Genomic DNA, 23,319 nt, shown 5'->3' on the forward strand with positions numbered 1-23,319 from the left:
GCCTTGTGCTAAACTGATGATGGTACGCACCAAAATTTTTGTCAAGGAGGACACGAAAATGCTTTACACAGAAAAAGAGAAGCATGAAATTGAACGAGTAAAGGAGGTCTTTGCGGAACATCTGCGGCAAAGCCCTGATTTTGAACTGCTCTGGTCGGACAAGGTAGGCTATGTCTGGCTGGCGATTGGCGTCAATCCAGTCTATGTGGATACCGGTATCAGAATCGAATCTGCCGCCGATCTCTGTTACAGGTGTTTGGACGATGTAGCTACGGATGTTTTATATATGACGGGCAACGATCACGCGCTGGAAGCAGCCGATCCGCTGGAATTGGCCGAAATCAAGCGGCGCTGGGAGCCATATATCAACCAGCTGCCAGACTATGCGTATCTCTGCAAAGACCTGCTGAACGGAAAAATGTAATCTATCAAACGAGGTGTCAGGAGCCATACGGTGCTTCTGACACCTTTTTTGTGGATTTTTTGTGAATTTGATTAAAAAGTCCTTGACAATTTGTCTCTGGTAAGACAGCAAAATCTATTCTGATCAGTTGTGGTGCAAGACTCGCACCCTTTGATATTGCGGAACTGCGGGAGCTTATGAGTTATGACGAGCTGGAACTGGATCTGGTTGGTGACAGGAAAACTGCATTGTTTGTTATTATTTCAGATACCGATGATACCTTTAATTTTATTGTTTCTATTATGTACACACAGCTTTTTAATCTGCTCTGTGACAGAGCTGATGATGTATATGGAGGCAGACTTCCAATTCATGTGAGGTGTCTCCTGGACGAGTTTGCGAACATCGGACAAATTCCAAAATTCGAAAAATTGATTGCTACGATTAGAAGCCGGGAAATCTCAGCTTCTATTATTTTGCAGTCAAAGTCTCAGCTTAAGGCAATTTATAAGGATAATGCCGATACCATCGAAGGGAACTGTGTGCGCCCAGAAGTCGCCAGCGCATTATAAATTCGGCGGCGTGGTATTTATGGAATACTGCCTTTAGCAAGCAGTAGGTAAAAGTATCAAGTGATGAAAAATCACAGCCTATTATTCTACAACTTATCCGAGAGGGGAAACCCGAAGGGGAGTGTAGCATGTTGTCGCTTTTGTCAATGGATAAAAGCCTGAATGATAAGGTACTAATCCTGTGTATCTGAAAATTCAAGAATAAAAATTCGTGTATGAGGTACAAAGCTAAACTGCCTGAACGATAGCCAGAGTGGGGGAATCCGCACTCCGCATACGAAAAGGATTGAAACGTATGCTATTCCATGTTGGTTTCATTTCGCAGTTATGAAAGCAAGCGATACTCATGGAAGGACAACCGCAAGACAGCGGGTAAATGGCGAAAGTCGGTGCCGACAACACGAAACGCTAATTCCATAAATACTAACTGGGGATGACCTAAACCTGGTAACGGGCATGGTCACACAGCTCCCATAGTAGTCTGAGACGTTAATGACGTTCACATGGCGAAGGGGAGCAGCTTATTTACTAATACGATATGAAAGGACGGTGCGAGAGGCATTGAGAAATCCAATCCAAGTATTAAGTAGTTTGACGGAAAAGTCAAAGAATGAATCTTACAGGTTTCAAAGATTATATCGGAATCTGTACAATCCAGAGTTCTATTGGCTTGCATATAAAAACATATATGCAAACACAGGCAGTATGACTGCCGGTGCAGATGGAACTACTATTGATGGCATGAGTGACGAAAGAATCCAAAGGATTATTGAATCCATGCGAGATAAAAGTTACCTGCCAAAACCTGCACGCAGGGAATATATTGCTAAGAAAAACAGTAATAAAAAGCGTCCGTTGGGAATCCAGTCGGGCAATGACAAACTGGTGCAGGAAGTAGTGAAGATGATTTTAGAAAGCATTTATGAGCCTGTGTTTAAGAAAACATCTCATGGGTTCAGACCAAACAAAAGCTGTCAGACAGCATTATACCAGATACAGAAAACCTTTACGGGAACGAACTGGTTTGTTGAGGGCGATATACACGCCTGCTTCGACAGTTTTAATCACCACACAATCATCAGATTGCTGAGAAAACGTATTGATGATGAAATGTTTCTACAACTCATCTGGAAATTTCTAAAAGCAGGCTATATGGAGCAATGGACGTACAATCGGACATACAGCGGAGTACCGCAGGGTTCAGGTGTCAGTCCAGTGCTTGCAAATGTGTACCTTCACGAATTAGATAAATTTATGGAGGAATATGCACAGAAATATAACCGAGGAAAGAAGAAACAAATGAACTCCGACTACAAGAAAGTTGTCAAAAAGGCATCCTATTATAGATGTATGGGCAAAAAGAAGTGGGCGGATTTATCTCCAGAAGAACGCTGGGAACGCAATAAACATTTGAAAATGCTTGAAAAGCAAACACGACAGCTAACTCCGACCGAACCTTTGGATGAGACGTATAAACGGATTCAGTACACCCGATACGCTGATGATTTCATCATTGGAGTAATTGGGAGCAAAGCGGACGCAGAACAGATGAAAGCTGACGTCGGCAGATTTCTCAGGGAAGAACTGGATTTGGAAATGTCCGAAACCAAAACCAAAGTTACGCATACAGGAGACAGAGCCAGATTTTTAGGCTATGACATTACGGTATCCAGAAGTCAGGATTTAAAGAAATCCGCAGGAGGATACAAAATCAGAAGCAATGCAGGAGTGGTGAAATTACTTGTACCCAGAGAAAAATGGGTGGGAAAGTTACTGGAATATCATGCAATCAAAATCAAGATTAACGAAAACGGAAAAGAAAGATTTGTAGCCCTACACAGAGGAAAACTGGTAAATCAAAGCGATATAGAGATTCTGGCAAGATATAATGCGGAAGTTCGTGGACTTTACAACTATTATGCCATAGCAAATGATTCCTTCAAGATAGGCAGATTTGCCAATCTTATGAAGTACAGTATGTACAAGACATTTGCCTGTAAGTATAAAACAAATGTTCACGAAATCAAGCGCAGATATTGTGTTGGAGGTCTGTTTACAATCGCATACGATACCAGAGCAGGAAGGAAAATCACGACCTTTTACAGAGACGGGTTTAAGCGAAAAGAATCAGCTACGAAGTTTGACAATGTGAGCGAACTTCCGCAGTTCTCAAAATACGCTAAAACCAACACTCTGAAACAGAGAGTGGAACGCCATACCTGTGAACTTTGTGGAAAGGATTGCAGAAATCTGGAAATCCATCAAGTAAAGAAACTAAAAGACTTAAAGGGCAATGCGGAGTGGGTACTCCTTATGCGCAAAAGGAGACGGAAAACTCTTGTGGTATGCCCTGAATGTCATAAACTGATTCATTCTTAATACCGTAAATATAATAAGCGGAAAGCCGTATACATCGAGAGGTGTACGTGCGGTTTGGGAGGGAGGGGACGCAAGTCCTGCAAAGGATGAGCTGAACCTTACCTCATGATACGACCTTATTCCTGGGTGGAAAGGAAAAAACGACATTAAAGGAAATAGCGGAGATTTTGGGAAAAGAAACCATAGATCTGTATAACACATCGGATACGAGAGGCAGTCAGCGGTCTTATGGAATGAACTACCAGAAAACAGGAAAGGAGTTGATGAGCCAGGATGAAATAGCAGTTATGGACGGAGGAAAATGTATTCTGCAGGTGAGAGGTGTCAGACCATTTTTCTCAAATAAATACGATATTTGCAAACATAAAAACTACAAATATCTGTCCGATTATGACAAAAAGAATACCTTTGATATTGAAAAATATCTGAGTACTAATCTGATACTGAAACCAGAGGATGAAGTGGAACTGTATCAGATGTAACTTCTCGACAAATTGTCGGGAAGTGGATCATGGGAGGAAATCATGAATAATTTGGAAAAAAGGAACAGTCGGTATCCATCGACGAAAATGAATATACCGACTGTACGTGTGAGGAATTTTCCAAGTAGAAAATCCTATGCTTAGTGTAGCACAAAAGGCAGGGTTTATATAGTGTTTTCTTCCCTTTCTGGAAAAAATCTAAGAAAGGACTGGAAAATGTAAGTTTTCCAAAGGTACACTTATGGCATTTTTTACAACGGCAATTACGACCTTAAAAACATTGGTTTGTGCGATCGGAGCCGGACTTGCAGCCTGGGGAGTGATCAACCTGCTGGAAGGTTATGGAACGGATAATCCGGGTGCAAAGTCACAAGGAATAAAACACTTAATGTCTTCTATGTGAAAAGATTTTAAAGAGAAAATGCACATCCTACGCAGATAACATGACAATTTCATGCAAAGCGAAAGGAGACACCATGAAAATCGAATACACAAAAGTGGGAGACTATTATTTACCGAATCTTTACTACCCGGAGGAAACCAGACCGATTGGCTTATGGGGAATGCTTCGGAAGGAATATCTGAAAGAACATAAATCTGGAACTTATACATATCTTCTTCTGACCGCCAGGCTGGACAGTTATTTGGCAGATCTGAATGAACAGGCACAGGAACGCTTTGAATTGATCGAAACTCAGATGCGAAGTGCGGAGGGAGTTTCCGAGGAACTGAAGAGACAGAATCCTATGGAATGGCTATGCCACTGTAACAATATCCGCAACCGGGCTGCTGAGATCATCAAGCAGGAACTGATTTATGTATAAGGGGGATTCTAGATATGAGAAGAGAACTGATTGAAAGTTATTATGAAGAATACCAGCGGGAGCTGGAAAGATTTCTTGAATCTGACCCGGAGATGTTCACTCTGGAAGCAGAAATTCATCATTACATAGAAATACTGGAACCGGTCCTCAGAGATGGCGGACAGGAGATGTGGCAGACACTGGACAGGATTATTTCAGCGAAAAATGCAATGGAGGGAATTGTGGCAAAAGAAATGTATATCCGGGGATTTCTGGATTATGAAAGACTGGTGTGTGAAAAAGACAGTAAGATCTGAATAATCAGAACATAGACTATATATAACGAGGCTTTTATTGTATAGACAGTAAGAGCCTCATTTAATATAGTTTTCATAATAAAAAACAGGTGGTAGTACGTATTTGCTTTGTGTTATATAAGAATTGGTCTGGCTGAACAATGGTGAAAATTTACTATGATTTTACTTAAATCTGATTGAAGGATGAAAAAGTGATGATATCATATAGTGGGTTGATAGGGTTACAGAAAATGTATTCACAGAGGCAGAGAAGAAATAATGAAAGTAAAAAATGCAGATGAATTTTATAAAATATTAGAAAGAAAGGCTATATATCCGGTATTTCAGCCGATTGTAAATTTACAGACTGGAGATGTGGCAGGATATGAAGCTCTTAGTCGTATCGACAGGCATGATACGACTCTTATGATTTCAGATTTGTTTGTGATTGCTGAACAGGTAGGCTGTGTTTGGAAATTGGAAAAATTGTGCAGAAATAAAGCATTGAAGGCAGCGGCGAATAAACCAGAACATGCAAAATTATTTCTTAATGTAGATGGTAATATCATTCAGGATAAATCGTTCATACAGGGATTTACAAACCGTAAGGCTGCGAAAGCCGGAGTACCGTCCTGTGACATTGTATTTGAAATAACGGAACGGTCGGATATAGAAAACTATCAGATTCTGCAACAGATTATGAAGCATTATGCAGATCAGGGATATGAAATAGCTTTGGATGATGTTGGAGCTGGATATTCTGGTCTGAACCGTGTAGTAAATACATCGCCAAACTACTTAAAAGTTGATATAGAACTGGTCAGAGATATTCAAAAACATAAGAAAAAGGAAATTATGATGGAATTTCTGTTGCATTACTGTAATGAGACAGGAGCAATTCTGATTGCAGAAGGGATAGAAACAGAAGCAGAGTTGGAGTGTCTGTGTAGATTAGGTGTTCATTACGGACAAGGATATTTTCTTGGAAGACCGGACAGAACGTTCAAAAATGTAAGGAATGAGGCGATGTTGGTATTACGTAGACTGAATAATAAATCGTAATGAAAACTATATGTCAGCAGGTGAAAAATGAATAAGTCAATTATAACATTATAAAGATTTCCATTGATTTTTACACCTATTTTACACAAGCACTCACATAGATTTGATTTCTGTCTTCTATAATTGTATAGGAAAATGTAGATCTTATATAATAACAGGAGAGGAAAGAGAAATGAACGAGAATGTGAAAGTGGTTTTTGGTCTGATCGGTGGCCTTGCCTTGTTCCTTTATGGAATGAACAGCATGAGTGATGCACTTCAGAAAGCCGCAGGAGAACGAATGAAAAAAATCCTTGGATTTCTTACAAGAAATCCAATTATGGGAGCACTTGCCGGAGCACTTGTAACAGCTGTATTGCAGAGCAGTTCAGCGACGACAGTTATGGTTATCGGTTTTGTCAGTGCGGGACTTATGAGTCTTCCGCAGGCAATTTCTGTTATCTTTGGTGCCAACATAGGAACCACTATGACGGCACAGCTGATGGCATTTAAAATCAGCAATTATATTTATCCAATTATCTTTGTTGGATTTATTCTGAACTTTGTTAGCAAAAAAGAAAAGGTTAAAAATATCGGTATGGTAATTTTTTCATTCGGACTTTTATTTGAAGGAATTGAAATCATGGGTGAAGTCATGAAACCTTTGGCGGGAAGTCCGGTCTTTGTTGATCTGATGGGAAAAGTTTCATCCATTCCGGTTCTTGGTGTTGTACTGGGAGCGGTCATGACATTGGTTGTGCAGAGTAGTTCAGCTACGATTGCAGTTCTGCAGAATTTTGCATCACAGGCAGGACCGGACGGAGTAAGCAGTGTAATAGGGCTTACCGGTGCGATTCCGATTCTTCTTGGAGATAATATAGGTACAACGATCACAGCACTTCTTGCATCAATTGGACAATCTAAAAATGCAAAACGTACAGCAATTGCGCATAGTATTTTTAATATCAGTGGAAGCTGCGTTTTTATTTTCCTGGTTCCGTGGTTTGCAAAATTTGTCCAGTTTATTTCACCAAAGGGAAATGAGATTGATGTGATTTCAAGACAGATTGCAAATGCACATACAACGTTTAATATCGTCTGTACACTGGTCTGGCTGCCACTGATTCCGCTGATGGTAAAAATTGTTACAACAATCATCCGTGGAAATGACAAAACAGAGAAAGCAGCTTTTGAACCCAAATATCTGGATATGAAAGTGATTGAACAGCCGGCGGCTGCTATGGTTCTGGTATCTAAGGAACTGAACCGACTTGGAGAACTGGCAGAATCTCTGTTAAGTGATTTAAAAACGGCGATTGTAGCAGATGGAGACTCAAAAACTCATGGTTCGTTTATAGAAAATCTGGAGATTGTACATCAGTTACAGGACAGTGTGACAGAATATATTACCAGATTATTCGCAAGCGGAAACCTTACAGAACAACAGTCTGAGCAGACGGCAGGGTTACTGTATGTAAACAATAGTATTCAGAGGATTGCAGACAGATGTGAAGATATTGACCAGATATGTGAAAAAGTAAATAACAATGGAAAAAGACTGACCAGTGAAGCCTCCTCAGAAATGGAAGACTGCATTGATATTATCCAGCAGCTTTTAAAGAAAGCAATGGAGGCAATCCGTAAGGGTGATGCTGTAGTGGCTGAAACAGTTTTTGAAAATAAGAAAAAAATGCATAAAGCAGAGAAAAAATACAGTAAGGCACATTTAAACCGTGTAAAAAATGAGGTTTGTGATGCGTCTATGACAAGATATTTTTCTGGGATCATGTATAATTTTGACCGTATGGCAGATAATTGTGTCAGCATTGCAGAAGAAGCCTGTGATAATGTGGCTTTTATAAACCTTGATGAAGAGACGGGAAAATCAATGATGGAAAGAGGTGCAGTATAAAATGGTAAAGAAAAAAAACATCCGAAAATCTGCACTTCTGCTGATAATGATAATGCTGGCAACGGGAATAACAGCATGTGGAACCGAGGAAGAGCCATTGCCGGATCTGTCTGCTATGGGAGCTGTCACAGCTGTATCACGAGAAGAAGGGTCAGGAACCAGAGCAGAATTTGAGAATCTTTTGAAACTGCCTGAGAGTGATACAGGAATAGTTGTTGATTCTACAGAGAAAGTTCTGAAAAAGGTGGAAGAAGATAAAAACGCAGTTGGTTATGTCGCATATAGTTCCGCAACAGATACGAATGGAAAAATACTTCAAATCAACGGAGTTCTTCCTTCTGAGAAAACAATAGACAATAACAGTTATCCTCTTTGCAGGGATTATTATCTGGCTTATAATGGAGAACTGACAGATGTGGAACAGGATTTCCTGACTTATGTAAAGAGTAAAGGACAGGATATTGTGAAACAATATTGTATTCAGGCTGACAGTACAACAACATTCCTTTCTGACAAGTCAGAAGGAAAGATTCTGATTGAAGGATCCACTTCAATGGAACCAATGGTAAAAGCACTGGCAGATGACTATCAGAAACAAAATCCAAATGCTGAAATAGAAGTAAAAGCAACAGATTCTTCAAGAGGGATTACGGCGGTGATAAGTGGAGAGTGTGATTTCGCAATGTCATCCAGAGAATTAAAGGATTATGAAGCAGAGCTTCTGGAAACAAAAGTCATTGGAAAAGATGCTATAGCTATTGTGATAAATGAAGAAAATCCACTGGAAAATCTTACAATAAAACAACTTACAGGTCTGTACAATGGAACATATAAAAACTGGGATGATCTTTCCTGAGAAAAACGAATATAATATCTTACAAGCACTGACTATAACGGTCGGTGCTTCTTTTTTGGATTTTTTCAAAATTATCTGACATTCTTCAAATTCCCACGTGTGATTAGTGGAAAAATAATTTTTTCTGCAAAAGTACCGTCCAAATGCCCTCTGAAACTTGCTATTAGTGAGGGAATATTTCATTTATGCGAAAAAAACTTGCAAAAGGGGGTTGGTAAATACCGCTTCCCAGGCTTTATAGGTAGAGGAACAATTATTTTAAAAATTTTACCCCAAAGATGTCCGCTTTTGCCTGTCTCAGTACAGAGTATGTGAAGGGACTAACAAAAGTAAAAGAAAAAATGATAAAAATGCAAAAAAATATCACGAATCTTTTGCATCTTGCGAAGTCATTTGACTCTAGTAATCAGAGGACGTTTTGGAATGTTCCTTCGATGAACCTTGACAACCGATAAGTGCACCCTGGAAGCCTAACAGGAGTTATGCCATGACCTTTCTTTTTCTGAGAGCGAGCGAAATTATAATGACACTCCCGATGATGGGCGGCTGACCGAAGCCTTATGGTCAGTGACCTGCTGATGCAGGCAGAGGCAGTCTGAGACGGCTGCAGGTGACAGGGAAACGCACGCCAGACCGCCGGACGAATGAAACTGATGACAATGTTTACAGGGCAAAATGCCCGGAAAGGAGCAGTTTATGACAGAACTGAAAATGAAAGAAATGCAGTTGATTAACTGGTTTGGATGCCCGAATCTGATTTATACAAGGGAGAGAATCCATCTGGTTGCCATGCTTACAACAGATGAAGAAATGAAAAAGAATCTTTACAGGGTATGCAGATTCCTTGCAAGAGAAGAAATCGCATATCGGTATCCGATCATGTATGAAATGATCCGGAAAATATTTTCACCGGATGATACCAATCCACCGGAAGCATGTGCAATGTTTATGCCGGACGATGAAACAGATGATGAAGAATATGCAATGGCAGCGTAGCTGCGGAAAGGACAGTAACGATTATGAATAAAGTGGTTTTAATGGGAAGACTGACAAAGAATCCGGAGATCAAATATGCCGGAAAAGATAATGATATGGCAGTAGCAAGATATACACTGGCGGTAAACAGAAGATATAAACGTGACGGTGAACAGGAAGCGGATTTTATTTCCTGTGTCACATTCGGAAAGAGTGCAGAGTTTGCACAGAAATATCTTCACAAGGGAATGAGGATTGTGATTGGCGGTCGTATCAGCACTGGCAATTATAAGGACAAGGACGGGAAAACAATTTATACTACAGATGTGATCGTGGAAGAACATGAATTTGCCCAGAACAAGGATAATGGTGTTGGAGCTGATTCATCGGAAACACCGAAAACAGATAAGGACGGATTTATGGAAGCACCGGAAGGTGAGGTTCCATTCGACTAAACCGAAGTAAATGGTTGGAGAGGTTGCCCTTTGTCGGGGCATCCTCTTTTCCATTTTACAGAAGACATCAAAAATTACAGGTATTCAACCTAACGAAATCGTGATATAATCAAAATATGTTCAGATGAAAAATATGGAGGTTGCTTATGGGCGTAAGTTATAACAGATTATGGAAAATGCTCATAGATAAAAATATGAAGCGGATAGAGATGCAGTACCTCACCGGGATCAGTGGAAATATTCTTGCCAGGATGGGAAAAAACCAGTATGTATCAATGGAGACGATTGAGAAGATCTGCAAGAAGCTGGACTGCACCGTTGATGAGATGCTGGAATCTACAGATGATGAGTAACAAGAGCAGACATGTCAAATTATTAAAACTGGAAGAATGCTTCAGAAGTCGAAAAAAGAAATTGAAAAAAGATAACACGCCGGATACGGCATAAATCTCTTAGCAACGCTAAGAGCGCACTTCTATACAGGCAATTCCATCTGCCTGTATCGTGCGACCTGCGGTGCTGTTCCCGATTTCAAGAAATCTCAAACCGGGAAATACAGCGAAATCAGAGATTTCGTACAAGGGGAAGATCCCCTTGCGGCACAGATGCCTATCCCTGATAAAGTTTGTGACTGAATATTTCAGATATAGACATATAAGGGGAAAGAAAGTGTGAAATCAAAATTTGTGGAGAGATTTTATGATTAGAAAAGCAATACTAAAAGATGTTAATTCGATTGAAGATACTTACAATGAGCATTTCCAGTATGAACTGAATCATACAGCCTTTACTGTATTTAAGAAAGGGGTTTATCCAACGAAAGATGATGCAGAACGGGCTATTTATGCTGGTGCTTTGTTTGTATATGAAGAAAACGGAACAATTGTTGGAAGTATCATTATTGATAAAGTTCAACCAATAGAATATGCAACTATTCCTTGGAAAGAAAAATTATCTGAAGATGAGGTAATGGTAATTCACCTTTTAATGGTACGTCCGAGTATGTCTGGTAAAGGAATTGCATCATCACTAATAAAATTCGCTACAGAATTAGCACAAAAAAATAGTTGTAGGGCACTACGTTTGGATACAGGAAGTCAAAATATTCCTGCGCTATCTTTGTATCAAAAAAATGGATTTGAAATAATTGCTAGTGCTTCTAAAAAAGTTGGAGATGTAATTGCACACAAAAACCATCTTTTTCTCGAAAAGATATTGTAGTTCGTAAATTCCAGTTTGAAAAATTGAGAAAATCGGAGTTTGAGGAGCATCACCGTTATGATTAGAGAATTACGGAAAGTGGATATAAATAAAGTTGCAGAAATATGGTTAGATACAAATATAAAGACACATTATTTTATCTCTGCTCAATATTGGAAAAGTAATTTTGAGTTAGTAAAAGAACTTCTATTACAGGCAACTGTCTATGTTTACGAGGATAAACAGGAAATACAGGGTTTTATAGGGTTAAGTAACGAATACATTGAAGGTATTTTTGTTTCTGCCGAAATGCAATCTCAAGGTATAGGTAAAATTTTGCTAAACTATGTAAAGGGAAAAAGAAACAAATTAATCTTAAATGTATATCAAAAAAATACACGGGCAATATCCTTTTATCAAAGAGAAGGATTTGAGATTCAGTATAGCGGTTTGGATGAAGCTACTGGAGAAAAAGACTATGTAATGGCATGGCAGCAGAAATAGAAATTCAAGTTTTAGTGTTTGGAAAATTATGACTTAGTGTGCAAGTTGGGAGAAAATATGGTAACGGAAAAAGAGAAAAAAGCATGTCGATTTATTGCCGAATGGCTATAAGATTGTGAGACAGTCTCTGGTAGATGATCTGGAGGGCGAAAAAAAGGTATGTTGGGAGACAGAAATTTTGCAGGATGATGATAGTGGATTTACTTATGAAATCAGCAGGTGTCTGTATTTCGATACCTGTAAGGAACATGGCTATGCAGAGTTCTGCAAAGTATTTTGCAACCATGACTGGTATGCTTATGGAGTATTAAAGCATCATTCGAGATTTATCAGAAAATCGACGATTGCCGAAGATGGAACTGTATGTCATGATACAATCGAGAAAGTAACAGAGAAACATTTTTTATAAAACCGAAAAATTGATTATGGGAGGAAATTGAAAATGGCGAAAGAAGAGAGATTTGAAAAAATATATTCTCAGGGAGCATTAACTACTACTGAGATATGGGTGGATAAGGAAACTGGTGTGAATTATTTATATCATGCATGTGGGTATTCAGGTGGACTGACTCCATTGTTGGACAGAGATGGGAAACCAGTTATTTCTCAGGCTATAAATAGATGACCTTAGAAACAGCAACTGTTATGGTAAGTAACAGCATCGTCACAATATGTATATGGTCGATTGGTGTGTGCGGTAATATACTATATTCAGAAAAACAATTCAGGAGATTTTTATGAGAAGATCAGGTTGGACAAAATGGTTGATCGTGATTCCGGCAATGCTAGGCATTGTGTTGGTGACCTATGTGCGGTATACAACGGATATCTGGGGATTTGGTGCATTTATCTGCCAGCTGATTGCAATTTTGGAATTGGCTTATGGTCTGCGAATTGCGATGCTGGCACAGAATAGAAAGAAGTCCTATCGGTTAACACCGGAAGAACGACATGAGTATGCACGGTATTTATATGAGAAGCAATATCACCGTTACCCTGCTGTAGCGAATCAGATGCTTTTGGTTATGGCACGGATGAGTGTACTCCTTAACAATTATGAACGGGCTGCACAGGAGCTGGCAGATATTCGTATAGATAAATTCAATCCAGCACAGTTGAAGTTGTATTATTACCTGAAAGTGGTTACAGCAATGGCAGCAGGAGATGCGACAGGGATTCAAGAGAGCCAGATGTGTTACGCAGGGATTCCGGATACTAAATGCACATATCCGTCAAAAGCAGAGCTTGCTATGTGGATAGAGCAGAGAGCGGCAGCGCAGATGGCAGAGGCACTGAAGAAGGCAGTGCCGGATAAAAAAGAGCATCCGATACGGATCAGTATCATTACTTTGGTTCTTGCGTATAGTACCTTCTTCTATGGATTGTGGTATGGTATAAAACGTGATATGGGATATGAAGTGAGATATCGTTTCGCAGAAATATCGATTACTGTTATTACAATCAGTCTGGCGGTTCTTTTGATCTGGGGGATCGTGAGTTTATACAGACACAATTGCCAGGCATTATCCATACAATTCGGTAAAAACAAAGTGGCATTGATAATTGTCTATGGAGCTGCTGCGATATTTGCACTTTTGATTATTGGAATGAGTGGTCTGAGTGTAGTGTTCGGAATGGATGGAACAGAAACGGTGACTGGTTGTGACAGCAAATATACGTATATAACTGTGCAGGAAGATTATGGTGGTGAACGGAGATACAGAACCAATAATCCATTTGTTATGCAGAGTATGGATGGTCTGTGGTGGTCTTCGGATACAATAGATGAAGAAGATAATCAAGAAGAGGATACTACAGAATTACCGGATTTGGATACAGAGAATTCAACAGATTCAGAGGATATTCAGAGTGGAAATACCATAGAAGATTACGAGACAGAAGGGCAGCATGATGGTCTGACAATTCAAAATGCAATGCTGGCAGTTTATAATTACCTTCAGGAGCAGAATACACTTCAAAATATGGCGTTCAGTTACACGGCGAATGCAAAGGGAGAAGTCTATGCTGTCGTCAGCGAAACGCAGGAAACAAAGAACGGTAATACGGTAAATGTGAGATACTGTCTGTACGATAATGGTTCCAAGACAGATGCAGATGGTAATTCCTGCGAAGAACTGGTGTTAGAAAAAGTATATCCGGATGGCAATTACGAGACCGAATTGGTAGATTTTTATCTGGTAAATGCAGATACGATGCAGGTGACAGACGAACAGAAGAATACGTGGTAAAATAAATTCTGGGGAAGTAGGTGCATTGTATGACAATGAGAGAAAAAATAAAACTATTATCGTAAATGTTTCAAGCGGACTGGGTTCTTTTGGAAGTATGCAAAAGGACTCCAAGACATAAGAGGTGAACTGCGCTGATCCAGGTGCCACGGCAACAGATTTGAATGTCGACGGAGGAAAGCAAACAGTACAGGCGCAATCGTAAAACTTGCAATGATTGATAAAACCGGACTAACAGTAACTTTTATTAGTCGATTTGGAAATATGCCTTGGTAATCAACAATTCCGGTTTTACTGACTAAGAAAATGAGGAGGATTCATAATGAGTGAGAAAACAGAGATTACTTTTATGCAAACAAGACTAATCCGGCTTGCTTCAGAAGAGTGGCATTTACCTGTTGAACAGATTATCCACTTGTTTAAAGAAGCCGATGTTCTTGGATATATAGAAAAATGCTATGGGATTTTTCATTGTGAAGGCGATGAAGCTGTGCTTGAAGATATTACTGAATTTTTGCAAAGAAAGGGGATAGAGATTAGTGCTTGAGTTAAAAGATGGATTTGTTCTCTATCATGGAAGTTATTGTGAAGTAAAAGAGCCAGATCTTGCCAAATGTGCAAAGAGAAAAGATTTTGGACAGGGATTTTATTTAACCACATCAAAGGAACAGGAAGAAAGTTTTCTGAGAACCTCAATAGCCAAAGCCATCGCAACCGGAACAATTGAAGAGGGGCAGAAGTTTGGATATATTTCAACTTTTGAATTCAAACTTTCAGAAAATCTTGAAACGCATATTTTTGAAAATGCAGATGTGGACTGGTTACATTGTATCGCCGCTCACCGAAAGAAAAAAATGTTTATTGAGGTTGAACGTGAAATGGCAAAATATGATATCATTGCAGGAAAGATTGCGGATGATGCAACAAACGCTACTCTTACCGCTTATCTTGCGGGTGCTTTTGGGACTGCAGGTGATAAAGTAGCAGACGATTTCTGTATCAGACAGTTGCTGCCGAATAAATTGAAAGATCAATACTGCTTTAAAACTGAGGCAGCTATTGAGTGTCTGAAATTTGTGAAAGGTGAGAAGATATGGCTGAAGTAACAATTCCAAAGGAAAAAATGAATTATACAATCGACCTTCTGATCACTATGGTGACAGATGAAATCGCAGAAGAGACAGGCAAGGACAGAAACGAGGTATTGACAGATTTTTTGTGTTCAAAGACAGGAAAAGCACTGTATGATGAGAAGACAAAGCTGTGGTGCACTGGTCCGGCATATATAGCTGAACTGTATATGGAAGAATTAAAGAAATCCTGATATGGGATGTGAGTTTAAATTTATACGACAATGGTGACAAAGACTTTCATTCCAAGGAGCAACAATTAAATATTTCAAAAACGCTGAGGTCAGCATTTCCTAATCACAGGACAACGACCTCAGTTTTTTATACCCAGGAATCGGCATTCATGAATAAGCCGGTTCTTTTTGTTTACAGAAAAAAGAAGGAGTACAAGAAAATGAGCAGAGCAAAAAATCCAAAGTATGAATCCATGTCATTGGAGGAACTGAAGGCCAACATGGAAAAGAGCAGACAGGAACTGGAGGCAGCAATTCACCACAAAAACATTCTGGAGCAGCGGAAGAAGCTGGTAGAACGCAGGGAACGTTCCCACCGGCTGATTGTCAAAGGGGCAGAGTTTGAGAAAGTATTTCCGCTGTCCAGAGATCTGGAACAGGAAGACGTCCAGGACATGATGAATCAACTGCAGAACAGCAGTTACAACAAGAGTATTGTGCGGCAGGCTCATATAGCCGCCTTACACAAAGATCAACAGCAGATTGCAGAAGCAGTAAAAAAGACAGAGAAGGGAGATGACAGTTAATGGCACTGTATCATTTTTCAGTAAGGAATGTATCCAGAGGGAAAGGGCAGATGGTGGTCGCTTCCGCAGCCTATATTTCCGGGCAGAGGATTTTTGACAGTTATTACAACAAGATACACGATTATACGAGCAAGTCAGGTGTGATATTTACAGAAATCCTGACACCGGAGTATGTGCCAGAGCGTCTGACTGACAGGGAAACACTCTGGAACGAGGTGGAGCATGTGGAACGGAACAACAAGGCACAGCTTGCCTATTCGTTTGACATTGCACTGCAGAATGAATTGACACTTGAGGAAAATATCAGACTGGCAAAAGAGTTCTGCCAGGAGCAGTTTGTGGCACGTGGCATGATCGTGGATCTGGCAGTCCATGAGGGAAAAGCGGAAAATGAAGAAGAACCGGATAATCCCCATTTCCATGTGCTTGTCCCAATCCGTCCTTTTACAGAGGAAGGAATCTGGGGCAATAAGCAGAGAAGGGAATATATTCTTGATGAGGATGGAAACCGGGTGAAGGATGCCAAAGGAAAAGATATGTTCAATGCTGTTTCTACTACCGGATGGAATGATCCGGAGCTTTTAAAAGAATGGCGGCGGGCATGGACAGAGAAAGTAAATGGGAAATTCAGGGAGTGCCACATGGCATCCAGAATCGACCACCGTTCCTACAAAGAACAGGGGATTGACCTGATCCCGACCATCCATGAGGGATATGAAGTCCGGGCAATGGAGAAAAAGGGAATCAAAACGGTGATCGGAGAATTGAACCGGGCAATCCGGCAGTTTAACCAGATGTTTATTTCTCTGAAAGAATCCATTCAGTGGATGAAGACAGCTTATGAGGAAATGAAAGCAGAGCTGGATCGCAGGCAGAACCCGACACTGCTGGAAAGCCTGCAGGATTATTATGATAAAAAGACACAGGGCAGACCACCACTTCCCAATTTTTATGCGGAGATGAAACAGAGAGGTAAGAATCTCTCCAATTTACAGGAGTTTGCAAAATCCATCAGTTATCTTCAGACACATCAGATAGAAACGATGGATGACTTGCAGGAACGGATTGAGGAACTGAACGGTGTTGTTTCTGTCAGTAAAAAAGAAATTTCTGAAAAGCGGAAACAGTTAAAGGAACTTGAGAATCTGGAAAAGATGGCAGAGGTAATAAAAACAAATCAGCCATTGATTGATGAGTATAACCATTTCTATTTTCAGAAAAGACGGGAGAGATATTATCAGCAGCATAAAAAAGAAATCAATTATTACCGCAAATGTGAACGGGAACTGAAACAACATCTGGATAAAAATGGAAAAGTGCCAACTGCCAGATGGAAACGGGAGAAAGAAGAACTTCAGGCGGGGATCGAAGAGCTGAAAGCAGATAATCAGCCGTACCAGGAGGAACTAACTTTTGTGAAAAAGGTACAGAGCTGTGCGGATATTGCCAGACGTGACCGGGAAATGGCAGAAGCAGATACTTCCGGGCGTTCAGAAGAAAAAAGGGAGAAGCAGGTGAAGTTCCCGACATTTTACACAGTTCAGGCGAAAGAGATTCTTGAAGAAAACGGGAAAGCAGAGCAACAGCCGTTGAACCAGTCGGAGCAGAATCCAGAAAAGAAGACCTCTCTTCTGAGAAAACTGGATGAAAAAAAGAAAGAGTGTGCAGAGCGTGATGCAAAACAACAGGCAGTGAAGAAAAAGCGAAACTATGACATGAGTTTATAACAGTCTGTCAGCAGGACAGACGGGAAAGGATGAGCAAAATGCAGTATACAGAAGAACAAATTATAAGAGCAAATCAGACAGATCTTGTTTCTTTTCTGAGCGCACAGGGAGAACAACTAGGGAAAAGCGGAAAGGAATACCGTTGGAAAAAGCATGACAGTGTAACGGTATCCGGAAACCGGTGGTACAGGCACAGTCAGGGGAGGGGTGGCTATCCGGTGGATTTTGTGATGGAATTTTACAATGCCACATTTCCGGAAGCTGTCAAGATGCTAACCGGGGAGGAAGGCGAAGGCAGGAACAGTACCTGCCCCGCCCCGTCCCCTGACTTCCGATTACCAGAGAAAGAGGAAAATAATGATAGAATCATCAGATATCTGACAGAAAACAGAGGGATTGAAAAGAATATGGTGGAGGAATGGATCGGCAGTGGGGATATTTATGAAGAAAAGAAGCACCATAATGTGGTGTTTGTTGGCAGAGATGCAGACGGTATTCCAAGATATGCCCATTGCAGGGGAACTGGTGAAACAAAATACCGGGGAGATGTGGCTGAATCTGATAAATCTTACGGATTCTGTCACAGAGGGACGGATAATCAGTTGTTTGTGTTTGAAGCAGCCATTGATCTGCTTTCTTTTATCCAATTATTTCCCAAAGACTGGAAAAAGCGGAGCTACCTGAGTCTGGGTGGCATTTCCAGTGCGGCACTGATGGCTTTTCTTTCTGAACGCCCTCAGATTACTTCGGTTTTCCTGTGCCTGGATAATGACCATGCAGGGAATGAAGCCAGTGAGAAATTGGCAATAGAAATCCCGGACGGATACAGTGTCATCCGTCTGAAACCGTCCCGAAAGGACTGGAATGAAATCCTCTGTGATAAAAATGCAGACAGGAAGAAATCAATCATTGAAACAGTTACAATGAAAGTACCGGAGAAGGAAGAACTGGTGCCGATGTTGTGTTATGAAGACATTGAACAGACCAGTGTAGAATGGCTGTGGTTTCCCTATCTGCCATTTGGAAAACTGACGATTATTCAGGGCAATCCAGGAGAGGGAAAAACTTATTTTGCCATGATGCTGACCGCAGCCTGCACGAACCGTAAGACTTTCCCGAACATGGAAGAGATTGAACCTTTTAATGTGATCTATCAGACTGCAGAAGACGGTATGGGAGATACGATTAAGCCGAGGCTGGTGGAAGCAGGAGCAGACCTGAGTCGGGTGATGGTCATTGATGATACAGAGGAAGCATTGACGTTATCCGATGACCGTATTGAAAAAGCAATCCGTCAGAATCAGGTCAGACTTTTAATCATTGATCCGGTACAGGCTTTTATCGGTGCCGATGTGGATATGAACCGGGCAAATGAAGTCCGTCCGGTATTCCGGAAACTGGGAATGATCGCTGAAAAGACCGGTTGTGCGATTGTGCTGATCGGACATCTGAATAAATCTTCAGGGACACAGAGTACTTACCGGGGACTTGGTTCTATTGATATCATGGCGGCGGTGAGAAGCCTGCTTTTTATCGGGAAAGTAAAGAAAGACCCGACAACAAGAGTACTGATCCATGAGAAAAGTTCTCTTGCACCTCCAGGTGAGACGATGGCATTTAAACTTGGAGATGAAGAAGGATTCCGCTGGGTGGGAGCTTATGAGATTTCCGCAGATGATCTTCTGGACGGAAAGGAAGGAAAGCCGACAGAAACAAAACTGCAACGGGGAACGAAACTGATCTATGAACTGCTTGCAGACGGAAATGCAGTCACAATCCGGGAACTGGATGAAAAGGCAAAAGCACAGGGAATCTCCCAGAGAACCATGCGAGAAGCCAGAAGCCGGATGAAAGAAGAACTGGATTATCGGATGAATGAAAAGCAGGAAAATACCATTCGATTAAAAAAACAAGGGAGAATGGGTGACGGCAGAATTTTGGAGTGAACGGCAGGCTTTATAGATACCCTATCTGCCGTCTGCCGTCTGCCGGTGCAAGGCAATCAAACGGAAATAGCAGGTATCCATACAGAATAAGGATTGCTGTGAATCTGGAACAAAAATGAATTGTAATATGGCGGATATAATGGTATGATTATCCGGTAACAGCAATGTTACGGGGAAGCACCTGTGACAGGGTGTGGCTGCCTCCTGATATTTACAGACCGGAGCCTTTCGGGGTTCTGAGATGAAAGAAAGGAGGTGCGTGATATGACAGCTTATGAGATTATCTCAATATTCTTAGGCGTACTCAGTTTACTGATCGCTTTTGGTAGCCTGTTAATTGCGATTATTGCCTTTCTTGATCGGAAGAACAAGAGGAAATAAAAATGCCTATCCTGTCTGCCAACAGGATAGGCGGTGGTCGTAAGACCATTTAGTCAACTCAGGCGGCATCCACTTTGGAGTGGGTGCTTTTCCTATAACAAATGTACCACACATTCCTCTTGTTTTCAATGGGAAAATTAAAATATGCAGTTCATCTGACAGGGATTTATCCCTGTCTTTATTATATCCCCAATTTCTGAAATGTTAATACAAAAATTTTAATATATGTAACCAACAGTCTGGGCAGTTAATCTGTAAAAATGGATTAGCTGCTCTTTTTTTGCAAAAAATGGAGGTTTTACAATGGCAGTGAAGAAGAAAATTATCAACATCAGAGTATATTTTGACGGTGATCAGGACGCAAAAGAAGTGTTTGCAGAGGTGATCGCACAGAAAATACGTGACACGAAAACAAAAGATAAACTTGCAATAATGAAAGATAAGCAGTATAATGATTATGAGTTCAGTAATCTGAAATCTGCGTAGGATGTGCAAAGTAACGGAGGTATCAGATGAACAACAGATATATGAGTAACAATATAGAAAGAAATGCAACCTGGAGAGTTGGTGTATACTGCCGACTTTCCAAAGATGACGAATTGACCGGAGAGAGTGCCAGCATCTCCAACCAGAGAGACATACTGGTGAATTACTGTCAGTCACAGGGCTGGCAGGTGGTGGATGTGTTTCAGGACGATGGTTATACAGGATTGAACACAGACCGACCTGATTTGCAGAGACTTCTCAAAGCCTGTGAAAAAGGACTGGTGAATCTTGTAATTACCAAAGACCAGAGCCGACTGGGACGAAACCATGTACAGACAGGATTTCTGATGGAGGAGTTTTTCCCAAAGCATGGAGTAAGGTATATCGCATTATATGATAATGTGGATACCTTTGCCGGAGACAATGAGATTGCCCCATTTAAGAACGTGCTGAACGAGATGTATTCCAGAGATATTTCCAAGAAAGTCCATGCGTCCTATCACCTGCAGGCAACCAAGGGAAAGTTTACAGGTGTTGTTCCACCACTGGGATATCAGAAAGACCCGGAGGAAAAGGGACATCTCCTGATTGACGACGAGACAGCACCGATTGTCCGGAAAATTTTCCAGTGGGCGGTGGACGGTCATGGGATTAACTTTATATCCAGAGAACTGGAACGCCAGCAGATTCCCTGCCCGTCATGGTGGCACCGGAAACGGGGACTCCGCACCTATTACACAAAATGGGAAAAGAAAGACCCGGAAAATGGGAAATATGTATGGGATGAATCCTATCTGAAATCCCTGCTGATGAATCCCGTTTACTGTGGTGACATGGCTTCCCAGAAAAGGTACTACCGTTTCAAGATTGGCAATCAGGGAGATAAAGCTCCGGAGGACTGGATCACAGTCAGGGATACCCACGAAGCAATCATTCCGCAGGATGTATTTGATCTGGTACAGGCAAAGATGAAAGGCAGGAAACGCCAGACAGAACAGGGAGAATACAGCATGTTTGCCGGATTACTCCGCTGTGCAGAGTGTGGCGGTGCGTTGACGTTGAAGAAGACGCACACCAAAGACCAGCATGAAGTTTATACCTGTTCCACTTATATCCATAAGGGGAAAGCACATTGTACCCAGCACCGGGTGGACGCTGATGACCTGTATGATGCAGTCCTTACCAGAATCCAGGAATGTGCAAAAGCAGTTACCGGAGACGGAACAGAACTGGAAAACCGGGTAAAGGAGTTATGCGAGGAAGATACACAGGGACACAGGGAAAGTCTGGAGAAGCTGGTATCAAAGCAGAAAGACCGCCTGGAAACGTTAGACCGGCTGATTGCAAAACTGTATGATGACCTTATCAATGACAAGATTACAGAATCTGTTTTTGATAAGATGCTGGAGAAGACACAGAAGGAGCAGACAGATATCAAAAAGGAACTTTTCCAGAATGAGAGTGTGCTGAATACGGAAGAAAAACTGGATGCACAGTCCCAGCAGTGGATTGACGATATTAGCGAGTATGCGGACATCAAAGAACTGGATGCCAATCTTCTGAACCGGCTGATCAGTAAAATCGTTATCTCAGAACCGCAGGAGAAAGACGGAACAGAAAATTACTGCCGTACTCCTGAAACGGTCACAATGGAAATTCATTTCAACTTAAAACCAATACCGGAGCTTGGAACCATCGAAAGAGGTTCCGGCTCCCATAAATAAGAAAAATCTATCAAAATTTAATCTATTTTAATCTTTTCAAGGCTCATTTCGAGCAAATATTTTCTCATAAAAGACATAAAACAGTTGATGGCGGGCGGTGGCATCGTACTGATTGGAATAAACCTGATTCCACAGCTTGCAACTTTGTTTGGATAAATAAATGGGTGGAATAACCGAAAAAATAACAGAGTTCATAAAGGATCTGCTAACAGGCTGGATCACATCAAACCTGGATACCATGTTCACCGATGTAAATACCAAAGTAGAAACGATTGCTACAGAGGTTGGGAAAACACCCCAAAATTGGAACAGTGGCATTTTTTCCATGATAAAAAATCTGTCGGATAATGTCATTGTCCCCATTGCGGGGATGATTATTACATTTGTACTGTGTTATGAGTTGATTTCCATGATTATGGAAAAAAACAATATGCACGATACGGATACGTTTATGTTTTTCAAATACATTTTCAAGATGTGGGTAGCGGTATATCTGGTTACTCATACTTTTGATATTGCGATGGCAATTTTTGATGTAGCGAATCATGTGGTATCTAATGCTGGCGGTATGATAACCGGTTCTGCATCTATTGATGTTACAGAAGCATTGAAAACACTTCTTGAAACGCAGATTGAAGATATGGGAATCGGAGAATTACTGGGGCTTGGTCTGGAAACGATGCTGGTCAGTTTATGCTTAAAAATCATATCAGTCCTGATTACCGTCATTTTATATGGACGAATGATAGAAATATATCTTTATGTCTCTGTGGCACCTATTCCGTTTTCAACATTTACGAACAGGGAATGGGGAAGTATTGGAAATAATTACGTGAAGGCATTATTAGCGTTGGGATTCCAGGGATTTTTTATGATGGTATGTGTTGCGATTTATGCAGTTCTGGTAAATGCTATTACAGTTGCGGATAATCTTCATACAGCCATCTGGTCAGTTGCAGCATATACAGTTATTTTATGTTTCAGCCTGTTTAAGACCAGTTCCCTGGCAAAATCAATCTTCAATGCACATTAGGAGGA

The 23,319-nt window shown here is 40.9% G+C and carries 27 protein-coding genes and 2 pseudogenes; all 29 read left to right on the plus strand.

The genetic code is table 11. The features are described from left to right. Window positions 1-16 precede the first annotated feature (16 nt). The gene (locus tag EYS05_RS13225) at window positions 17-424 is read left to right on the plus strand and encodes a hypothetical protein (protein ID WP_431190439.1); all 408 of its coding nucleotides are present in this window, start codon (window positions 17-19) and stop codon (window positions 422-424) included. An 86-nt stretch (window positions 425-510) separates the two neighbouring features. After that, a pseudogene (locus EYS05_RS13230) lies at window positions 511-945 on the plus strand (type IV secretory system conjugative DNA transfer family protein); the annotation flags it as partial. A 591-nt stretch (window positions 946-1,536) separates the two neighbouring features. Then, a complete protein-coding gene (locus tag EYS05_RS13235) occupies window positions 1,537-3,354 on the plus strand; it encodes a reverse transcriptase/maturase family protein (protein WP_055057444.1) in 1,818 nt (605 codons plus the stop codon). A 107-nt stretch (window positions 3,355-3,461) separates the two neighbouring features. Then, window positions 3,462-3,836: pseudogene (locus EYS05_RS13240) on the plus strand (TraM recognition domain-containing protein); the annotation flags it as partial. A gap of 241 nt (window positions 3,837-4,077) precedes the next feature. Continuing rightward, window positions 4,078-4,239, plus strand: a complete 162-nt coding sequence (locus EYS05_RS13245) for a Maff2 family mobile element protein (protein WP_055066063.1) — start codon at window positions 4,078-4,080, stop codon at window positions 4,237-4,239. 73 nt (window positions 4,240-4,312) lie between these two features. Further along, window positions 4,313-4,660 carry a TnpV protein gene (locus EYS05_RS13250; protein ID WP_015543451.1) on the plus strand — a complete coding sequence of 116 codons (348 nt, stop codon included), beginning with the start codon at window positions 4,313-4,315 and terminating at the stop codon, window positions 4,658-4,660. A gap of 14 nt (window positions 4,661-4,674) precedes the next feature. Beyond that, window positions 4,675-4,956, plus strand: a complete 282-nt coding sequence (locus EYS05_RS13255; protein WP_003864601.1) for a hypothetical protein — start codon at window positions 4,675-4,677, stop codon at window positions 4,954-4,956. Between the two features lie 258 nt (window positions 4,957-5,214). After that, entirely contained in the window at window positions 5,215-5,997 is a 783-nt protein-coding gene (locus EYS05_RS13260) for an EAL domain-containing protein (protein ID WP_003864600.1), read from the plus strand. A gap of 172 nt (window positions 5,998-6,169) precedes the next feature. After that, window positions 6,170-7,888 carry a Na/Pi cotransporter family protein gene (locus EYS05_RS13265; protein ID WP_003864599.1) on the plus strand — a complete coding sequence of 573 codons (1,719 nt, stop codon included), beginning with the start codon at window positions 6,170-6,172 and terminating at the stop codon, window positions 7,886-7,888. Window position 7,889: 1 nt separating this feature from the next. After that, window positions 7,890-8,744: a substrate-binding domain-containing protein gene (locus EYS05_RS13270; protein ID WP_015543454.1), complete on the plus strand. Its 855-nt coding sequence runs from the start codon at window positions 7,890-7,892 to the stop codon at window positions 8,742-8,744. Between the two features lie 696 nt (window positions 8,745-9,440). After that, window positions 9,441-9,740 carry a hypothetical protein gene (locus EYS05_RS13275; RefSeq protein ID WP_015543455.1) on the plus strand — a complete coding sequence of 100 codons (300 nt, stop codon included), beginning with the start codon at window positions 9,441-9,443 and terminating at the stop codon, window positions 9,738-9,740. 23 nt (window positions 9,741-9,763) lie between these two features. After that, window positions 9,764-10,174 (plus strand): single-stranded DNA-binding protein, encoded by a 411-nt coding sequence (locus EYS05_RS13280; protein WP_003864594.1) that lies wholly within the window; start codon window positions 9,764-9,766, stop codon window positions 10,172-10,174. A gap of 146 nt (window positions 10,175-10,320) precedes the next feature. Then, window positions 10,321-10,527 carry a helix-turn-helix domain-containing protein gene (locus EYS05_RS13285; RefSeq protein ID WP_106999789.1) on the plus strand — a complete coding sequence of 69 codons (207 nt, stop codon included), beginning with the start codon at window positions 10,321-10,323 and terminating at the stop codon, window positions 10,525-10,527. Window positions 10,528-10,873: 346 nt separating this feature from the next. After that, the gene (locus EYS05_RS13290; protein WP_003864592.1) at window positions 10,874-11,395 is read left to right on the plus strand and encodes a GNAT family N-acetyltransferase; all 522 of its coding nucleotides are present in this window, start codon (window positions 10,874-10,876) and stop codon (window positions 11,393-11,395) included. A gap of 57 nt (window positions 11,396-11,452) precedes the next feature. Beyond that, the gene (locus EYS05_RS13295) at window positions 11,453-11,878 is read left to right on the plus strand and encodes an N-acetyltransferase (RefSeq protein ID WP_003864588.1); all 426 of its coding nucleotides are present in this window, start codon (window positions 11,453-11,455) and stop codon (window positions 11,876-11,878) included. Window positions 11,879-11,972: 94 nt separating this feature from the next. Beyond that, window positions 11,973-12,287, plus strand: coding sequence for an L-2-amino-thiazoline-4-carboxylic acid hydrolase (locus tag EYS05_RS13300; RefSeq protein ID WP_040466130.1), 315 nt, complete (start codon window positions 11,973-11,975; stop codon window positions 12,285-12,287). A gap of 33 nt (window positions 12,288-12,320) precedes the next feature. Further along, window positions 12,321-12,503, plus strand: coding sequence for a DUF6440 family protein (locus EYS05_RS13305; protein WP_003864586.1), 183 nt, complete (start codon window positions 12,321-12,323; stop codon window positions 12,501-12,503). Window positions 12,504-12,615: 112 nt separating this feature from the next. Next, entirely contained in the window at window positions 12,616-14,127 is a 1,512-nt protein-coding gene (locus tag EYS05_RS13310) for a hypothetical protein (RefSeq protein WP_003864585.1), read from the plus strand. Between the two features lie 322 nt (window positions 14,128-14,449). Further along, a complete protein-coding gene (locus EYS05_RS13315) occupies window positions 14,450-14,674 on the plus strand; it encodes a DUF3791 domain-containing protein (RefSeq protein WP_003864584.1) in 225 nt (74 codons plus the stop codon). Beyond that, the gene (locus tag EYS05_RS13320; RefSeq protein WP_003864583.1) at window positions 14,667-15,233 is read left to right on the plus strand and encodes a DUF3990 domain-containing protein; all 567 of its coding nucleotides are present in this window, start codon (window positions 14,667-14,669) and stop codon (window positions 15,231-15,233) included. Before EYS05_RS13315 ends, EYS05_RS13320 begins: the two co-directional genes overlap by 8 nt. Then, window positions 15,221-15,451: a hypothetical protein gene (locus EYS05_RS13325; protein ID WP_003864582.1), complete on the plus strand. Its 231-nt coding sequence runs from the start codon at window positions 15,221-15,223 to the stop codon at window positions 15,449-15,451. The genes EYS05_RS13320 and EYS05_RS13325 overlap by 13 nt, the downstream gene beginning before the upstream one ends. 200 nt (window positions 15,452-15,651) lie before the next feature. Further along, window positions 15,652-16,017 carry a DUF3847 domain-containing protein gene (locus EYS05_RS13330; RefSeq protein ID WP_015543456.1) on the plus strand — a complete coding sequence of 122 codons (366 nt, stop codon included), beginning with the start codon at window positions 15,652-15,654 and terminating at the stop codon, window positions 16,015-16,017. After that, on the plus strand, window positions 16,017-17,744 hold the full coding sequence (gene mobQ / locus EYS05_RS13335) for a MobQ family relaxase (RefSeq protein WP_003864580.1): 1,728 nt from the start codon (window positions 16,017-16,019) through the stop codon (window positions 17,742-17,744). The genes EYS05_RS13330 and mobQ overlap by 1 nt, the downstream gene beginning before the upstream one ends. 38 nt (window positions 17,745-17,782) lie before the next feature. Continuing rightward, a complete protein-coding gene (locus EYS05_RS13340) occupies window positions 17,783-19,690 on the plus strand; it encodes an AAA family ATPase (RefSeq protein ID WP_023843669.1) in 1,908 nt (635 codons plus the stop codon). A 264-nt stretch (window positions 19,691-19,954) separates the two neighbouring features. Beyond that, entirely contained in the window at window positions 19,955-20,071 is a 117-nt protein-coding gene (locus EYS05_RS17740) for a putative holin-like toxin (protein WP_015543458.1), read from the plus strand. Between the two features lie 303 nt (window positions 20,072-20,374). After that, window positions 20,375-20,557 (plus strand): hypothetical protein, encoded by a 183-nt coding sequence (locus tag EYS05_RS13345; RefSeq protein ID WP_015521925.1) that lies wholly within the window; start codon window positions 20,375-20,377, stop codon window positions 20,555-20,557. A 26-nt stretch (window positions 20,558-20,583) separates the two neighbouring features. Further along, window positions 20,584-22,281 (plus strand): recombinase family protein, encoded by a 1,698-nt coding sequence (locus tag EYS05_RS13350; protein WP_015521926.1) that lies wholly within the window; start codon window positions 20,584-20,586, stop codon window positions 22,279-22,281. Window positions 22,282-22,305: 24 nt separating this feature from the next. Beyond that, complete coding sequence (locus EYS05_RS13355) at window positions 22,306-22,437, plus strand: Maff2 family mobile element protein (protein WP_373153066.1); 132 nt, start codon at window positions 22,306-22,308, stop codon at window positions 22,435-22,437. A 4-nt stretch (window positions 22,438-22,441) separates the two neighbouring features. Then, window positions 22,442-23,314 carry a VirB6/TrbL-like conjugal transfer protein, CD1112 family gene (locus EYS05_RS13360; RefSeq protein ID WP_005426566.1) on the plus strand — a complete coding sequence of 291 codons (873 nt, stop codon included), beginning with the start codon at window positions 22,442-22,444 and terminating at the stop codon, window positions 23,312-23,314. Window positions 23,315-23,319: the final 5 nt, after the last annotated feature.

Source organism: Blautia sp. SC05B48, from assembly GCF_005848555.1.
Taxonomy (GTDB): Bacteria; Bacillota; Clostridia; order Lachnospirales; family Lachnospiraceae; genus Blautia_A.

Bases quoted from the DNA above. Each gene is read 5' to 3' on its own strand.
- EYS05_RS13225 (WP_431190439.1), top strand. From the start codon at position 17: ATGATGGTACGCACCAAAATTTTTGTCAAGGAGGACACGAAAATGCTT.
- EYS05_RS13245 (WP_055066063.1), top strand. From the start codon at position 4,078: ATGGCATTTTTTACAACGGCAATTACGACCTTAAAAACATTGGTTTGT.
- EYS05_RS13250 (WP_015543451.1), top strand. From the start codon at position 4,313: ATGAAAATCGAATACACAAAAGTGGGAGACTATTATTTACCGAATCTT.
- EYS05_RS13255 (WP_003864601.1), top strand. From the start codon at position 4,675: ATGAGAAGAGAACTGATTGAAAGTTATTATGAAGAATACCAGCGGGAG.
- EYS05_RS13260 (WP_003864600.1), top strand. From the start codon at position 5,215: ATGAAAGTAAAAAATGCAGATGAATTTTATAAAATATTAGAAAGAAAG.
- EYS05_RS13265 (WP_003864599.1), top strand. From the start codon at position 6,170: ATGAACGAGAATGTGAAAGTGGTTTTTGGTCTGATCGGTGGCCTTGCC.
- EYS05_RS13270 (WP_015543454.1), top strand. From the start codon at position 7,890: ATGGTAAAGAAAAAAAACATCCGAAAATCTGCACTTCTGCTGATAATG.
- EYS05_RS13275 (WP_015543455.1), top strand. From the start codon at position 9,441: ATGACAGAACTGAAAATGAAAGAAATGCAGTTGATTAACTGGTTTGGA.
- EYS05_RS13280 (WP_003864594.1), top strand. From the start codon at position 9,764: ATGAATAAAGTGGTTTTAATGGGAAGACTGACAAAGAATCCGGAGATC.
- EYS05_RS13285 (WP_106999789.1), top strand. From the start codon at position 10,321: ATGGGCGTAAGTTATAACAGATTATGGAAAATGCTCATAGATAAAAAT.
- EYS05_RS13290 (WP_003864592.1), top strand. From the start codon at position 10,874: ATGATTAGAAAAGCAATACTAAAAGATGTTAATTCGATTGAAGATACT.
- EYS05_RS13295 (WP_003864588.1), top strand. From the start codon at position 11,453: ATGATTAGAGAATTACGGAAAGTGGATATAAATAAAGTTGCAGAAATA.
- EYS05_RS13305 (WP_003864586.1), top strand. From the start codon at position 12,321: ATGGCGAAAGAAGAGAGATTTGAAAAAATATATTCTCAGGGAGCATTA.
- EYS05_RS13310 (WP_003864585.1), top strand. From the start codon at position 12,616: ATGAGAAGATCAGGTTGGACAAAATGGTTGATCGTGATTCCGGCAATG.
- EYS05_RS13315 (WP_003864584.1), top strand. From the start codon at position 14,450: ATGAGTGAGAAAACAGAGATTACTTTTATGCAAACAAGACTAATCCGG.
- EYS05_RS13325 (WP_003864582.1), top strand. From the start codon at position 15,221: ATGGCTGAAGTAACAATTCCAAAGGAAAAAATGAATTATACAATCGAC.
- EYS05_RS13330 (WP_015543456.1), top strand. From the start codon at position 15,652: ATGAGCAGAGCAAAAAATCCAAAGTATGAATCCATGTCATTGGAGGAA.
- mobQ (WP_003864580.1), top strand. From the start codon at position 16,017: ATGGCACTGTATCATTTTTCAGTAAGGAATGTATCCAGAGGGAAAGGG.
- EYS05_RS13340 (WP_023843669.1), top strand. From the start codon at position 17,783: ATGCAGTATACAGAAGAACAAATTATAAGAGCAAATCAGACAGATCTT.
- EYS05_RS17740 (WP_015543458.1), top strand. From the start codon at position 19,955: ATGACAGCTTATGAGATTATCTCAATATTCTTAGGCGTACTCAGTTTA.
- EYS05_RS13345 (WP_015521925.1), top strand. From the start codon at position 20,375: ATGGCAGTGAAGAAGAAAATTATCAACATCAGAGTATATTTTGACGGT.
- EYS05_RS13350 (WP_015521926.1), top strand. From the start codon at position 20,584: ATGAACAACAGATATATGAGTAACAATATAGAAAGAAATGCAACCTGG.
- EYS05_RS13360 (WP_005426566.1), top strand. From the start codon at position 22,442: ATGGGTGGAATAACCGAAAAAATAACAGAGTTCATAAAGGATCTGCTA.